This window comes from Halotolerantifilum yawarlongkerapense (genome assembly GCF_054506745.1).
Window position 1 is genome coordinate 1969495 of record NZ_CP199719.1, and the last position, 15635, is coordinate 1985129.

General features: G+C 53.1%; 12 protein-coding genes. 5 read left to right on the forward strand and 7 right to left on the reverse strand.

Going from position 1 to position 15635, the window contains the following annotated elements; genetic code table 11:
* Positions 1 to 12: 12 nt before the first annotated feature.
* Genes ACULM0_RS09670 through ACULM0_RS09685 form a run of 4 tightly spaced genes read right to left on the reverse strand, consistent with a single transcriptional unit; the run spans position 13 to position 2783 of the window.
* On the reverse strand, positions 13 to 600 hold the full coding sequence (locus ACULM0_RS09670) for an Rnf-Nqr domain containing protein (protein WP_463677343.1): 588 nt from the start codon (positions 598 to 600) through the stop codon (positions 13 to 15).
* Positions 600 to 1223, reverse strand: a complete 624-nt coding sequence (locus ACULM0_RS09675; RefSeq protein WP_463677344.1) for an NADH:ubiquinone reductase (Na(+)-transporting) subunit D — start codon at positions 1221 to 1223, stop codon at positions 600 to 602. The genes ACULM0_RS09670 and ACULM0_RS09675 overlap by 1 nt, the downstream gene beginning before the upstream one ends.
* Entirely contained in the window at positions 1220 to 1828 is a 609-nt protein-coding gene (locus ACULM0_RS09680) for an FMN-binding protein (RefSeq protein ID WP_463677345.1), read from the reverse strand. Before ACULM0_RS09680 ends, ACULM0_RS09675 begins: the two co-directional genes overlap by 4 nt.
* Positions 1821 to 2783, reverse strand: coding sequence for an RnfABCDGE type electron transport complex subunit D (locus ACULM0_RS09685; protein ID WP_463677346.1), 963 nt, complete (start codon positions 2781 to 2783; stop codon positions 1821 to 1823). The genes ACULM0_RS09680 and ACULM0_RS09685 overlap by 8 nt, the downstream gene beginning before the upstream one ends.
* 332 nt (positions 2784 to 3115) lie before the next feature.
* Between ACULM0_RS09685 and eam the strand changes: the two genes are divergently transcribed.
* The 3 genes from eam to ACULM0_RS09700 all read left to right on the forward strand — a co-directional run bounded on the left by eam (position 3116) and on the right by ACULM0_RS09700 (position 7979).
* Complete coding sequence (gene eam, locus ACULM0_RS09690; RefSeq protein WP_463677347.1) at positions 3116 to 4375, forward strand: glutamate 2,3-aminomutase; 1260 nt, start codon at positions 3116 to 3118, stop codon at positions 4373 to 4375.
* 94 nt (positions 4376 to 4469) lie between these two features.
* Positions 4470 to 5552 carry a peptidoglycan-binding domain-containing protein gene (locus tag ACULM0_RS09695; RefSeq protein WP_463677348.1) on the forward strand — a complete coding sequence of 361 codons (1083 nt, stop codon included), beginning with the start codon at positions 4470 to 4472 and terminating at the stop codon, positions 5550 to 5552.
* Positions 5553 to 5666: 114 nt separating this feature from the next.
* Positions 5667 to 7979 carry a heavy metal translocating P-type ATPase gene (locus ACULM0_RS09700; protein WP_463677349.1) on the forward strand — a complete coding sequence of 771 codons (2313 nt, stop codon included), beginning with the start codon at positions 5667 to 5669 and terminating at the stop codon, positions 7977 to 7979.
* A gap of 50 nt (positions 7980 to 8029) precedes the next feature.
* Here ACULM0_RS09700 and ACULM0_RS09705 read toward each other — a convergent pair whose 3' ends face one another.
* The 3 genes from ACULM0_RS09705 to ACULM0_RS09715 all read right to left on the reverse strand — a co-directional run bounded on the left by ACULM0_RS09705 (position 8030) and on the right by ACULM0_RS09715 (position 10075).
* Positions 8030 to 8386: a DUF5362 family protein gene (locus ACULM0_RS09705; RefSeq protein WP_463677350.1), complete on the reverse strand. Its 357-nt coding sequence runs from the start codon at positions 8384 to 8386 to the stop codon at positions 8030 to 8032.
* A 50-nt stretch (positions 8387 to 8436) separates the two neighbouring features.
* The gene (locus ACULM0_RS09710) at positions 8437 to 8793 is read right to left on the reverse strand and encodes a DUF5362 family protein (protein ID WP_463677351.1); all 357 of its coding nucleotides are present in this window, start codon (positions 8791 to 8793) and stop codon (positions 8437 to 8439) included.
* An 82-nt stretch (positions 8794 to 8875) separates the two neighbouring features.
* The gene (locus ACULM0_RS09715; RefSeq protein WP_463677352.1) at positions 8876 to 10075 is read right to left on the reverse strand and encodes an FprA family A-type flavoprotein; all 1200 of its coding nucleotides are present in this window, start codon (positions 10073 to 10075) and stop codon (positions 8876 to 8878) included.
* Between the two features lie 317 nt (positions 10076 to 10392).
* On the opposite strand from ACULM0_RS09715, the gene nifJ reads away from it, so the two are divergent.
* Together nifJ and ACULM0_RS09725 are read left to right on the forward strand one after the other, a co-directional pair.
* Positions 10393 to 13926: a pyruvate:ferredoxin (flavodoxin) oxidoreductase gene (gene nifJ / locus ACULM0_RS09720; RefSeq protein WP_463677353.1), complete on the forward strand. Its 3534-nt coding sequence runs from the start codon at positions 10393 to 10395 to the stop codon at positions 13924 to 13926.
* Between the two features lie 139 nt (positions 13927 to 14065).
* The gene (locus ACULM0_RS09725; protein WP_463677354.1) at positions 14066 to 15526 is read left to right on the forward strand and encodes an IS91 family transposase; all 1461 of its coding nucleotides are present in this window, start codon (positions 14066 to 14068) and stop codon (positions 15524 to 15526) included.
* The last annotated feature ends 109 nt before the right edge of the window (positions 15527 to 15635 follow it).

A 15635-nucleotide genomic window follows, 5' to 3' on the forward strand; every position in this document is an offset into this window, starting at 1 on the left:
TTCCCTCACCTCCTATTGGATTTGCACGATGCCGGAAAAACCGATGAAGGCCAGGGCCATGATCCCCGTGATGATCAGGGTGATACCTGGGCCCTCGAGGCCTTTAGGGAGCGGATTATTCTTGATACGCTGGCGGATACCGGCGAGGGTGACGATGGCTAGCATCCAGCCGAGACCGGATCCAATGCCAAAGGCCAGCGATTGCAGGAGCGAGTAGTCGCGGATCACCATGAACAAACTCACACCCAAAATGGCGCAGTTCACGGTGATGAGCGGGAGAAAGATCCCCAGTGCATAGTAGAGCGTGGGGAAGTATCGATCGATGATCATTTCCACGAGCTGCACGAAGGCGGCTATGACGATGATAAAGACAATGTAGCGGAGGTACTCCACGCCCAGGGGAACCAGCAGATAGTGATAGACCAAGTAGTTGAGCAGGGTCGTGAAGGCGAGGACGAAGGTCACCGCCTGTCCTAGGCTCAGAGAGGTTTTGATCTCACTTGAGACGGCCAAGAAGGAACACATGCCGAGGAAGTTCGACAGGATCATGTTGTTGGTGAAGATAGCTGCGAAGAATATAATGAAAGGACTAATTTCCATCAGGCGTTGGCACCTCCCTTGGTGGTTTCATCGGGAAACAGATTGCGGGAAACCCAGATCACGATACCCAGCATGAAGAAGGCGCCGGGGGGCATGATCATGAGGGTCCAGGAAACCCAGTTGGCGCCGAGCACGTTGACGCCGAAGAGCGACCCGAAGCCGAGCAGCTCTCTGAAGAAGGCGATGACGAGCAGGACGACGGCATAGCCGAGTCCCGAGGCCAAGCCGTCGAAGAAGGCGGGCAGGGGTTTGTTCTTCTGGGCGTAGGCCTCGCATCGTCCCATGATGATGCAGTTGGTGATAATCAGGCCCACGTAGGGGCCCAGGGCCGCTGACATAGCCGGCCAGTAGGCCTTGAGGAAGATGTCGACCATGATGACGTAGGCTGAAATGATCAGGGTCTGGACCATCATACGGATGTGTTTGGGCGTGTGCTTTCTCAACAGGGAAACGGTCAGCTCACTGAAGGCCGTGACGAACATCAGGCTCAGGCCCATGACCAGGGAATTGATCAGGAGGTTCGTGACGGCCAAGGCGGAACAGATCCCCAGGATCTGACGGAAGATCGCGTTATCCTTCCATAGGCCGAGGGTGAAGAGCTTCCTAATTTCTTTCTTCTTCAAAGGGACTCTCCTCCTTCCGTCAGCTGGTAGAGCATAGAGATTCGATCGTTCAAGATGGTCCGCACGGCCTTCGACGTGGAAGTGGCCCCACTGATGGCGTCCACGTTCCCACCGACTTCGGGACGAAAGACCACGCTCTCGTCACTAGGCTGGATCTCGATGCCACGGAACTGATCTTTGAACCACTGTTCATCGATCCGACCGCCAAGACCTGGGGTTTCGGAATGGCTGATGAAGTCGACGCCGAGCAATTCTTCAAACTCCTCATCCACGGCCACGTAAGACGTGATGGTACCCCAGAGGCCGGGCCCTTTGATTTCGAAGGCATGTCCCTGGACCTCGCCATTTTCTCTATAGGTGAAGAGGGGGACCCCGCCGACCTCATCCTCTGTGATATGGCTGTTGTAGACCTCCGGAACCTCAGCATCGCTTTCCGGTGCGTCGATCTCGAAGACGTAGAGGATGCTACGTTGGTTGGCAACGCGGGCCAGACGGGCGATCCTGTCTGCCGTCACGTCGTTGAGCACGGCCAGGGCCAGGGTGAAGACGGCCGTCAGAAGGACCATGAAGAAGACGGGGTAGAGTACCTGTTTCTTCTTAGGCATCCGCCCTCACCTCCTGCCGCGCTTTTCTGGCGGCCTTGGTGGCCTTGACCCCTTCATCGATGATCGGTGCAAAGGTATTGCCGATGAGCACGGCGAACATAATGGCACCGGGGAAGAGGGCGAAGGCACGGATGATGACCGTGACCATTCCGATGAGAAGTCCGTAGAGAACGCGTCCGGTTTTGGTCTTGGGCGAACTGATGGGATCGGTCGCCATGAAGAAGGCTCCGAAGAAGAGGCCGCCCGACAGAAGACCGAAGAGTGGGTCCGGCACGGCGGATACGCCGGCGTAATAAAGCGGTACGGATAGGGCCAGGAAACCGGCGAAAACGCTCAGAACCGTTTCCCTTGCTGCCGTTTTCGTGTAAAGGAGGTAAAGGCCCGCCAGCAGAATGACCAGGGCGCTGGTCTCTCCGATCGAACCGGAGATTTTTCCGAGAAACAGATCGGCGTAGGCTGTGGTCACACCACTGTCACGGAAGATAAGCATCGGCGTCGAGGAAGAGAGCACATCGATGGGCTCTGTGGTAAACCGGGCAAAACCTCCGGGAAAACCCGAGGCCGGTGCCGACCACTGGGCCGTTAGGTACTTGGCGAAAGAGACATAGACAAAAGCGCGACCGACCAGGGCGGGATTAAAGACGTTTCGCCCGAATCCGCCGAAGACTTCCTTGCCGAAGGTCACACCGAAGATGATCCCGACGGCCACGACCCACAGTGGTGTGCGCGGTGGTAGGGTTAAGGCGTAAAGCACGGCTGTCACCAGCACCGCCTCGGTCACCTTGCCCCCGCTCTTTCGTTTGAACACCCATTCGGTGGCCACGCCGAAGACGATTGCGGTGAGGACGACGGCCAGGACACGCCATCCGAAGTAGTAGATACCGGTCAAAAGGACGGGTGCGAGCGCGTAGAGCACGCGTCGCATGACCTTCTGTTTGAGAAATGAAATGCTCACTATTGCATCAGCCCCTTTTCTTTTTATGCTTGTTCTTAAGATATCCAAAAGTACGGGTGGCTAAACAGGGTCCTAGGGGGCCCAACTTATGAAAATACAACGACCGCACCCAAGGTCCTTTCAAATTGAAAACATATTTTGAATATGACTTCACTTTATGGTATAATTGTCTGGCGGAGTATCAATTTTTTCCGGGTGCAATGACAAATTTCAGTTGCGTCACACCGGTGTCACAGACGAGCCGGTGATTTTTCGCCCGATGCTTACAAATAATACCAATAACGGCGGAAGCCGTTCATCTTTTTGACCAAATTTAAGAAGGGGTGATGAACATGAATGAAAAACGAGAGAGGGCCCTCGAGCGGGCTGAAGAACTAAAGGGACGCATCACAGAATTTCTGGAGATCAGGGACACGATCCCACAGGGACGCAAGATGCAGGACATGTTCGACGAACAGAAGGCCAAGATCCTTGCGCTTTTGGGCGGAACAGAAGAGGACTGGATGGACTACAGATGGCAGCTCAAGAACCGCGTCCGCGACGTGGAGACGCTGTCGCAGATCATCGAGCTGACGGACAAGGAGAAGAAAGAGATTGCAGAGATCGGTAAAGAGTACCGATGGGCGATTTCCCCTTACTACCTCAGCCTGATCGATCCGCAGGATGCCTATGATCCCGTGCGACTGTTGGCCGTGCCCATCATCGACGAGATGTTGGACACCGAGGGCGAGCTCGATCCCATGGCGGAAGAGTTTACGAATCCCGCCGGGAGCATCACGCGGCGTTACCCCGACCGCCTGATCATCTACACCACGAACGAGTGTGCGATGTACTGCCGTCACTGTCAGCGTCGCCGGAAGATCGGCGGATCCGACGAGCCAACGAATGTATCGCTCATCGATCAGTCGATCGCTTACATCAAAGAGAATCCCGAGATTCGAGACGTGCTGCTCACCGGTGGGGATCCACTCACCTTGACGGATGAGCGCCTTCGTCATATCCTCACAGAGCTGACGGCGATCGAGCACCTCGATTACATTCGCATCGGATCGAGAACGCTGGTCACCCTGCCACAGCGGATCACACCGGAACTGATCGAGATGCTCAAGGAGTTCTCGGAGATCAAACCGATCTACATCAACACGCACTTCAATCACCCGCAGGAGATCACGGAAGAAGTCAAACGTGCGGCCGATCGTCTGGCCTTCGCAGGTATCCCCATGGGGAACCAGGCTGTGCTGCTCAACGGAATCAACAACGACAAGTACGTGATGCGCGTGTTGAACCACGAGCTGCTGAAGATCCGCGTGCGGCCCTATTATATCTTCCACGCCAAGCACGTGAAGGGTACGACCCATTTCAACACAAGCGTGGACGATGGCATTGAGATCATGGAATACCTGCGCGGCTACACCTCGGGGATGGCCATTCCAACCTACATCATCAACGCACCCAACGGCCTCGGCAAGACACCGATCCTCCCAACGTATCTGATCTCACGTGCGAGCGATCATGTTGTAATCCGAACGTGGGAAGGCAAAGTGATGGAGTATCCGAATCATCCGACCGTGCCCTTTCATTTGAACCGATAAAATAGTTTGGGATAAGACATTTGCGTCTTATCCCTTTTTCGTGTATAATCCGAATTGGTTGACATAAAAACATAAACGACAGCAAGGAGAGCATATGAAAAAGAGTCTTCGATTCACAGGAATGGCACTTGTGGTCCTAACGCTCGTAACGGGAATTGCCTACGGGCAGACGCTACGGATCGGAACGATCGCCGATGAGGTCGCACCTCTGAAAGAGGTCCTCGCAGACCAAGGATACCAGACTTATGGACGCACGAACAACTATTATGGACCAGTGACGGCTGCCGCTGTGAAGCAGTTCCAAGCAGACCACGGTTTGGCCGTGGATGGTGTCGCCGGGCCACAGACGCTTGAGATTCTCAAAAGTCAGATGAAAAACGTTGCATCCACTGCAGACGCCACAGAACCGGTCGTTGTGCTCAGCATCGCCGATCGAGGCCAGGTCCTCTATCCGGGAACGAGGGACAATGACATTGTGACACTCAAAAAGGCCATGATGTCCCTCAGACTGTACCCGAGACAAGAGAGCCCGACCCCGCTTTACGATGAAGCCCTGACCGAAGCCATCCGCTTCTACCAAAGAACCAGAGCTTTGACCGTGGATGGTGTTGTCGGATCGGCCACCTTCTCGCGATTATCCGCCGAAGGCGTCATTTCTTACGATGGCCAGACCGTCTCCCGTGGTACGACGAGAACTGAGGGAACCGTTTACGGAGAAGCGCTCAACTGGTGGTCTCAGGTCGATGGCAAGTTGATCAGTCGTGGCGATACCTTCCTCGTGGAGGATTTCGAAACGGGCATCACCTTCCAACTGACCAGGACCTATGGAACGAATCACGCCGACTGCGAAGCGACCACATTGAGAGACGCTGAGATCATGAACGATCTTTGGGGTGGATTCAGCTGGGAGCGGCGTCCCGTGCTCGTTCACGTGAAGGGTCGTGTGATCGCCGCCTCATTGAACAACGCACCGCACGCCGGCCTGGATCACCAACCGGAAGGTGCATGGGTGAAGAACCGCAGTGATAACTACGGCACCGGTTACAATATGGATAAGATCAAGAACAACGGCCAGGACGGTGTGACGGACCTGCACTTTTTGGGCAGCACCCGACACTTCGATGGCAGACCTGATCCCCGTCATCAGGAATCTATCCGGACCGCCGCAGGAAAGTAATCGACGCATGATCAAAGTAGTGCCCGCGGGCACTACTTTTTTTTGACTTTCATCGGGAAACGGGTTATCATATTAACAGATGAGCAACTATTCATATGAGGAGGTAGCCGACCCATGGGTCAAACGCAAACTTGGACTTTAGAGGGACTGGACTGCGCGAACTGCGCGGTCAAGATTGAAAACCAACTGAAAAAAGACCCCCGATACCGATCGGTGAGCCTGAACATGATGACAAAAACCCTTGCGGTGGAAATTGAAGGCGCAGATCCGGTCCATGTCGAGGCAGTGACAGATGTCGTCCACAGTTATGAACCGCATGTGGTCGTACGGCCGGCGGATGTCCGTGTGGAACGATTTGCCATCGTGGGCATCGTCTGCGCCAACTGTGCGGCCAAAATCGAAAGGGCCCTGGCGCAGGAAGCATTTCTGGCGGGAGCTACCGTGGATTTCTCCCGGGGTCGGTTGATCCTGGAGGTCCACGGTGTGCTGACGGAAGAACGTGAGACGAAGGTCCGCCAGATCGTCACCAGTATCGAACCAGATGTGCGTCTCGAGGCCGTAGAGGCAGAGGAAAGCGCACCGGCCACTTCCTGGTGGCAGCAGCTCGATCGCAAGCGCGCCTCAGGTTTTGTCGCCGGCCTGATCTTTTTCGGTGCAGCCCTTTGGACCGGCTGGTTGGCCCTTTACGTTGTGGCCTATCTTTTGGCCGGACAACAGGTGCTCCGGAAAGCCGCGGGGAACATCAAGCGCGGACAGCTGTTCGATGAGAATTTCCTCATGGTGCTGGCCACTTTTGGTGCCTTTGCCATCGCTGAATATCCCGAGGCCGTGGCGGTGATGTTGTTCTATGAGGCTGGCGAAATGATGCAGGACCTCGCCGTGAACCATTCCCGCGGCGCTGTGAAGAGTCTTCTCGCCATCCGCCCCGACAAGGCGCGACGCCTAGAGGGTGGGCAGGAGAAGGTAGTGGCGCCAGAAGAGGTGGCCGTCGGCAATCTGATTCTCGTGCGACCGGGCGAGCGGATCCCCCTCGACGGGCTGGTGAAGGCGGGGAACTCTTTTGTGGAGACCTCTGCGCTCACCGGTGAGTCCAGACCGAGGCGTGTGGTGACGGGCGACCGGGTACTGAGCGGGAGCATCAACCAGTCGGGTCTGTTGACCCTCGAGGTGACCACGCCTTTTGCCGAGTCCACCGTGAACAAAATCCTTCACCTGGTGGAAGAGGCGACGTCGAAGAAGGCGAAGACCGAACAGTTCATTACGAAGTTTGCCCGCTACTATACGCCGGCTGTGGTTTTCGGTGCCGCCCTGCTTGCCACGTTTCCCCCCTTGCTGATCCCCGGGGCGACCTTTTCCACATGGCTCTATCGAGCCCTCGTCTTTCTCGTGATCAGTTGCCCCTGTGCGTTGGTGGTGTCGATTCCCCTCGGATTCTTCGCAGGGATCGGACGCGCTTCAAAGTCCGGGATCCTGATCAAGGGTGGGAACTACCTAGAGGCGCTCAACGAGGTGTCGGCAATCATTTTCGATAAGACGGGAACGCTGACGGAAGGGAAGTTTGAAGTCCTAGAGGTCGTGCCGGCCTCACCTGCTATGACAGAAGAAGAGTTGGTCGCCCTCGCGGCAGCTCTAGAAGCCCATTCTTCCCATCCGATTGCCACCTCGATCCTGCAGCATGCCAAAACACAGGTGAAATCCTCACCCGAGGGCGAGCTGGAGGAACGATCCGGGCGTGGTGTCGTCTGGGGAGACTACCGTTTGGGTAGTGCCGCCCTCCTCGCCGAGGTGGGCATTGAGGTACCGTCCCCTTCTCGTGGCGAGACCATCGTGCACCTGGCCCGGGGGACTACCTATCTCGGGTACCTGCTCCTGGGCGACCGCGTGCGGAGCGAAGCTACGGAGGCCATCGCCGGGATTAGAAAACGAGGCATCTTTACCGCCATGCTCACTGGTGATGGCAAAGAGAAGGCGATGGCTGTGGCCTCGACCCTAGGTCTCGATGATTTCGAAGCCGAACTCCTCCCCCAGGATAAGGTCACACATTTCGAACAGCGACAGAGGAACCTTCAGAAGGGGCAGCGCATGGCCTTCGTGGGTGATGGCATCAACGACGCACCGGTTCTGGCCCGTGCGGATATCGGTATCGCCATGGGTGGACTCGGTTCTGATGCGGCCATCGAAGCGGCGGATATCGTCCTGATGGAAGATAATCCGACCCGGCTGGTGACGGCTCTGGATATCGCCAGGGGTACCCGCCATGTGGTGGTCCAGAATATTGTTTTCGCCCTGGGAGTGAAAGGGATTGTGCTGGCACTCGGTGCGCTGGGGCTCGTCGGTATGTGGGCGGCTGTCTTCGCCGATGTGGGCGTGGCCCTCATCGCGATCCTCAACGCCCTGCGCGTTCTCCGTATACCCGATGCAAAATAAAGAGCAAAAGGCCAGGAACCGAAGCGATCGGTTCCTGGCCTTCTCCTTACCTAGTAGATGGCCGACATCATCTGACCGGCCATCGTCATGAAGATGATCGCGCCGATAATGGCCGCGATGATCCCAATGATGATGAGAATCCCCTGCACCTTGAAGTAGGTGGTGAGCGAGGATACGAACTCGTTGAGGACCTGGGCATCCGATACATCGGAGACCAAGAGGTCCTTGGCCCGATCTCTGGCGCGAAGCAGCCGCGTACCAAGATAGATGGAAATCAGCCCGGGGATCGCGCCGACCCCAAAGGCAAAGAGGCCGGGAATCGCCTGCAGCGCACCGCCGACGATGGTAAAGATCCCGACGATATTCGTCCATCGGATCAGGTCTTGTAGATTTTCTCTTTCGAACATGTGGACACCTCCTGATGATTGTTATACCCGCAGGGGATGGTGTCAATCGTTTACAGTAAATAGGCCCACAAATGGCGTGTGGTCAGGGCCAACGAGATGAGACCGATGAGGCCGGCCGTAGCGCCGACGGCCAGGAGAACTGCTTGGAGCTTGAAGTAGAGGGCCAGGGACCCGAAGAGATCGCCGAGTAGGGCGGGGCTGGTGTTGCCTGTGGCCAGCATTTCACGTCCCTTGTCCCTGGCTGCGAAAAGCCGCGTGCCGATGTAGACCGCCAGAAGCCCGGGGAGCGCACCGATTCCCATGGCGAAAAAACCTGGTATCGCCTGTAGGGCCCCGCCTGCGATGGTGACAATGCCGATGATATGAAGCCAACGGGTGAGTTCTTCAAGTTGCAAATTGGAAATCATTACCATTCCTCCTTTTCCACAGTATACCATAAAAAAGGAAATCCCCCTAGAATCAGGGGGATATTCTTTACATATTTTTCAATTATTTTGGATTGCTCTTGACCTTGGCCGCGATGGCTTCGCCCAGCTCCTGGAGTTTCTCAAAGTCCTCATCCTTGGGAGAGTAGGTGGCCTCGATGCTCTCACCGATGCGATCCCACTTGATCTCCTCTACAAAGGCATCGATCGCTTTCACGCCACCGCCGGACCAGGACTTGTTACCGAAGACGCTAACGTAGCGATTCTTCAGTCCGGAGTTCGACAGCTTGTTGAGGATGGCCTCCATAGCAGGGAAGATATGGCTGTTGTAAGCACAGGATCCGAGCACCACACCTTTGAAACGCCAGATTTCAGAGATGATGTAGGACATATGGGTCTTCGAGGCGTCGAAAACGCGGACGTTCTTCACACCGTTCCTGGCGATCACGCGAGCCAGATAGTCTGCCATCTTGGCGGTATTTCCGTACATGGTCCCGTAAACGATGACCACGCCCTCTTCCGCTTCGAAGCGACTCCACTTTTCATAGTAATTGACAATGGTCTCCGGGCACGTGCGCCACACAGGACCGTGGGTGGAGCAGATCACGTTGATCTCGAGGTCGGCCAGACGCTTGAGCTGCTTCTGAACCATCATGGAGTACTTGCCCACGATATTCGAATAGTAGCGGCGGATCTCGTTCTCGTAGAACTCTAGGTTGACCTCGTCATCGAAGAGGCCACCGTCAAGGGCGCCGAAACCACCGAAGGCATCCATACTGAAGAGAACCCCCTGGCTTTTTTCGTAGGTCATCATGGTCTCGGGCCAGTGGATCATAGGTGTGAGGTAGAACTGAAGGGTGTGGTTGCCCAGTTCGATCTCATCGCCCTCTTTGATCTCGTAAAAATTCTCGGTGATACCGTAGAAGCCTTCGATAAAGCCAAAGGTCTTCTTATTGCCGACGATCTTCACATCAGGATACTCTCGGATGACGGCTGCCATAGAGCTCGAGTGATCCGGCTCCATGTGGTTGACGATCAGGTAGTCGACGGGTCGATCGCCAATGACCTCCTTGATCTTCTCAAGATACTCCTGGGTCTTGTTGAACTTGACCGTGTCGATGAGCGCCACTTTCTCGTCATTAATAATGTAGGAGTTGTAGGAAACGCCCTCCTCCAGTGGCCAGAAATTCTCGAAACGATGCGTCTCGCGGTCATTGACACCGATCCAATGGATCTGATCGGTGATGGGAATACGGTTATTCAATGCAGATCACCTCATTTTTCTTCTTCTTTTTATGTACGTGTACCTTCAGTATAAAGGATAGACGGAAGGAAGACAAAGGAAATTCGTCACCCTCTCCCTTGGTTATTTACCCGATCCCTGGCATTTCTAACGCGCGATCGGCCCGGGTCTTTTCAACGAAAAATGGCACGCTAACAAAAGTCTTGTAAACGTTTTCATTCTTTCGCAGAATCGATGGGACCGCGCTTTGATAATCAATTGACAGTGATGTATATTGTATACTATACTTGTACTGTAGGTGACCATTTAGTAGAAAAGTTTAGTAAGGAGGCACATTAATGGGTAAGAAAGTCTTTAAAACGATGGACGGTAATACCGCCGCCGCATACGTTTCTTATGCCTTTACGGATGTGGCTGCCATTTACCCGATCACACCATCTTCACCGATGGCCGAGTTGGTCGATGAATGGGCGGCTCATGAGAAGAAGAATATCTTCGGGCAATCCGTGCACGTATCTGAGCTGCAGTCTGAGGGGGGCGCTTCAGGTGCTGTTCACGGTTCACTTCAGTCCGGAGCACTGACCACTACTTTTACGGCTTCACAGGGTCTGCTCCTGATGATCCCGAATATGTACAAGATCGCCGGCGAGCTCCTTCCCGGTGTATTCCACGTGAGTGCACGTGCAGTAGCTTCACACGCCCTGTCGATCTTCGGTGACCACTCCGATGTCATGGCCGCGCGTCAGACGGGCTTTGCTTTCTTGGCTTCCGGTTCTGTTCAGGAAGTCATCGATCTCGGTGGTATCGCTCACCTTGCGGCCATCAAATCACGTGTACCTTTCGTACACTTCTTCGATGGTTTCAGAACATCACACGAAGTGAGCAAAGTGGAACTGATCGACTACGATGAGTTCGCCAAGTTAGTTGACTTCGAAGAAGTGAAGGCGTTCAGAAGCCGATCTCTCAACCCAGAGCATCCCGTAACACGCGGAACCGCTCAGAACCCGGACATTTTCTTCCAGGCCCGTGAGTCCTCCAACGTATTCTACGATAAGTTACCGGCGATGGTATACGACTACATGAAGGAAATTTCCAAGATCACAGGTCGCGATTACAAGCCTTTCAACTACTACGGCGCACCCGATGCCGAGAACGTGATCATCGCCATGGGTTCTGTGATCGAGACGATCGAAGAGACGGTAGACTACTTGAATGAGAAGGGCGAGAAAGTCGGCCTGATCAAAGTGCGTCTCTACAGACCCTTCTGCCCTGAGTACTTCTTCGATGTGCTCCCCGAGAGCGTGAAGAAGATCGCAGTACTCGACCGCACGAAAGAGCCGGGTAGCGCAGGCGAGCCTCTCTACCAGGACATCCGCACGATTTTCTACGAGAAAGACGACAAGCCCACGATCGTAGGCGGACGTTACGGTCTCGGTTCCAAGGACACGACCCCTAGCCAGATCAAGGCTGTTTTCGATAACCTCAAGAGCGATGCACCGAAGAACAACTTCACGATCGGTATCAACGATGACGTGACGAACCTTTCTCTCCCCGTAGAAGAAAAGATCGTAACGGAGTCAAAGGGTACAAAGCGTTGCAAGTTCTGGGGTCTCGGTTCCGACGGTACAGTGGGAGCCAACAAGAACGCCATCAAGATCATCGGTGATAACACGGATCTCTACGCTCAAGGCTATTTCTCGTATGATTCGAAGAAGTCCGGCGGCGTAACGATCTCTCACCTGCGTTTCGGTGACAAGCCCATCCGTTCGACCTACCTGATCGATGAAGCGGATTACGTAGCTTGTCATAACCAGGCTTACGTGAACCAGTACGACCTGCTCAAGGGTCTCAAAAAAGGCGGCACTTTCGTCCTCAACTGTAAGTGGGATGAAAAAGAAGTGGAAGAAAACCTTCCAGGATCTCTCAAGCAGTACATTGCTGAGAACGACATCAACTTCTACACGATCAACGCAACAGACGTAGCCGAGGAAATTGGTCTCGGAAACCGAATCAACATGGTGATGCAGGCAGCCTTCTTCAAGCTCGCCGACGTGATCCCTGTGGATGAAGCCTTGGCTTACTTGAAGGATGCGATCGAAAAGACTTACGGTAGAAAAGGTCAGAAGATCGTCGACATGAACAAGCAGGCCGTCGACATGGGCGTTGAGAAGCTCGTGAAGATCGATGTGCCAGCTTCTTGGAAAGATGCGACAGTCGAAGATGCTGCGGCTGAGAAGGATGTTCCGGATTTCGTTAAGAACATCTTGGCACCTGTAAACGCTCAAAAGGGTGACGATCTGCCCGTGTCTACGTTCGTAGGCGCTGAAGATGGTACCTTCGAGAACGGTTCCGCTGCGTACGAGAAGCGCGGTATCGCCGTGAACGTTCCCGAGTGGATTGCAGAGAACTGCATCCAGTGTAACCAGTGTTCCTTTGTCTGCCCGCACGCGGCCATTCGTCCTTTCCTTCTCGATGCAGAAGAAGAAGCGAACAAGCCCGAGGGCATGGAAACGCTCAAGGCCATGGGTAAAGGCCTCGAGGACTACACGTACAAGATCCAGGTGACGACGCTTGACTGTACAGGTTGCGGTAACTGTGCCGATATCTGTCCTGCCAAGAACAAAGCGCTCGTGATGGAGCCCCTCGACACGCAGGTGGAGAAGGAAGTTCCCAACTGGAATTACCTCATCGAGTTACCGGTGAAGGATGATCTGATGCCGCTCACGACAGTGAAGGGTAGCCAGTTTGCACAGCCTCTGTTCGAATTCTCCGGCGCGTGTGCAGGTTGTGGTGAGACGCCTTACATGAAGGCAGTCACACAGCTCTACGGCGATCGCATGATCATCGCCAACGCGACAGGTTGTTCCTCCATTTGGGGTGGCTCGGCGCCATCGACACCTTACACTGTCAACCGCAAGGGCAAAGGTCCCGCATGGGCGAACTCGCTCTTCGAGGACAACGCTGAGTACGGTTTCGGTATGGCCCTCGGTGTGAACACGATCCGCAAGCAGGTCGTTTCGGCTGCAGAGACACTTGTAAAAGCGGACATCGACGCAGACCTCAAGAACGCCCTCCAGGGTTGGATCGAGAGCTGTGACGATGCCAAGGCATCCAAGGATGCAACGGTTGAACTCCTCCGTCATCTCGATAAAGAAGTGCCTGCCGATGTGAAGGCAGCGCTCGAAGAGATCAAAGACAAGAAAGATTACCTGATCAAGAAATCCATCTGGATTGTCGGTGGAGACGGTTGGGCATATGATATCGGTTACGGTGGCCTCGACCACGTCCTCGCTTCTGGCGAAGATGTGAACGTACTGGTCTTCGATACCGAAGTTTACTCGAACACAGGCGGTCAGTCTTCCAAGGCCACACCTACCGCTGCAGTGGCTAAGTTCGCTGCTTCCGGTAAGAAGGTGAAGAAGAAGGACCTCGGTATGATCGCCACCACCTACGGTTACATCTACGCTGCTCAGGTGGGCATGGGCTCTAACAAGAACCAATTCATGAAGGCCCTTATCGAAGCCGAGAGCTACGATGGTCCATCGCTGCTCATCGCTTACTCGCCTTGTATCGCACACGGGATCAAGACGGGCATGGGCACGACGCAAAACCGCACGAAGGAAGCAGTCGAGGCCGGTTACTGGCACCTCTGGCGTTTTGATCCACGCCTGGGAGAAGAAGGCAAGAATCCTTTCGTACTGGATTCAAAAGAGCCTACAGCTGACTTCCGCGCCTTCCTCGAAGGTGAGGTTCGTTACACCACACTCATGAACCAGTTCCCAGAACTCGCAGAAGAACTCTTCGCGAAGGCTGAGAAGGAAGCGCGTGAGCGTTATGAAGGCTACGTACGCATGGCCAACATGGAGTACTAGACCAAAAAGAATCTCTAAAGAAGCAGATGCATCGCATCTGCTTCTTTTTTATAGCTTAGGAAATAGCATGCGCAAAGAGATGTGGATGAAATGAGAATAAGTAGTTGGCATCAGTAGAGAGGAAAGATAAACTGATACTATGAAAACAACTGTTGATGCCAAATACAGAATAAAAGATATCTTCAGGGATCACTTTGCAGACTTCTGGAAAGAAAATGCCCATAAGTTTCCAGAGTCGCAACGAGAGCAGATTCAATCTCAAGTGAAGAAGATGATCGAATGTGGAGATCCAAAAGGAGGGTATATCAAATATAAGTGTACCCATTGCGCCGAAGAAAAGATAATTGGATTCACCTGTAAAAGTAGGTTTTGTAATAGTTGTGGAAAGAGATATAGTGATGAATGGAGCGATAGGCAGCAGTCTAAACTGCTAGATGTGATCCATCGCCATTGTGTATTCACCATACCTGAGGAATTCAGAGCGCACTTTTTCTATAACAAGGACTGCTTAAAGGATTTGCAAGTCTTGGCGTGGGAAGTCGTTGAGGAAACCATCAACAGGGTGAATGGAAAAAATCGCGAAGCATATGACAGAAGAAAACGACGTAAGCAAAAAGGTTTACTGTGGCAAACTGGTATGATCAGCGTGGTTCATACCTTTGGTCGTGATTTAAAATACAATCCACATGTACATGCATTGATCCCAGAGATAAAGATGAAAGGCGATGAAATAGGTGAACTGAACTATTTCAACTACACGAGTTTTCGAAAGATCTGGCAATATAAGCTTATCCAATACATGATCAAGAAAAATCCCCATAAAAGTCGAGAGTACAGTGGCTATTTCAAACGATACAAAGACGGATTTTATGTTTATGCAGAGGGGAAAATGAAAAGTGCCAAGAAGAGCGCCCAGTATATTGGGCGCTACTTGGCACGACCAGCCATGGCAGAACACCGCATCATGGGGGTCACTGAGAGAGAAATCAGGTATTGGTATATTGATCATAAGAGCGAAAAACGAGAAGAGGTCACAGAAAGCATCCATACATTCATGGGCAAACTCGTTCAACATATCCCAATGAAAAATCAGAAGTTAGTCAGGCGCTATGGAATCTATTCAGGTAGAACTGCTTTGACGAGGAAAAGGATGTATGGTTTACAGCAATATATCAAAAGTGGCTACCAGCGGACCTATTATACAAACAAAAGCTGGTGGAATAAAAGAGCATCGAAAATGAGTTATCGCCAAAGACTCATTCAAAACTTTTCAAAAGATCCGATGCGTTGTAAGAAATGTAAGCATGTGATGGAATTATGGGAGATATGGCATCCGAAGTATGGATTGATTTATGATGTAACAGAGAATTGTCTTACTATACCATCGAGGAGTGAAGAGAAATGGATGAACGAGAATACACCATCCCATTCGGAGCAGATGCACCAGTTGAGTATGTTCAGTTTCGATGCAAACGTTGTGGCTATGAAGAAGGAATCGATGCAGATATCGTCTACGAAATGTCTACACCAGAAAACTGCGATGAAAAGGGGAAACCCACTGCACTGTGTGTCAAGTGCAATGGGCTTATGGTACCCATAGACTAAATGAATAGTCTAATCACCGTGTAGGTTTTGATTTATTGCCGCCGAAGGCGGTTTTGTTCTAGCTTAGGAAATAGCATGCGCAAAGAGATGTGGATGAAATGAGA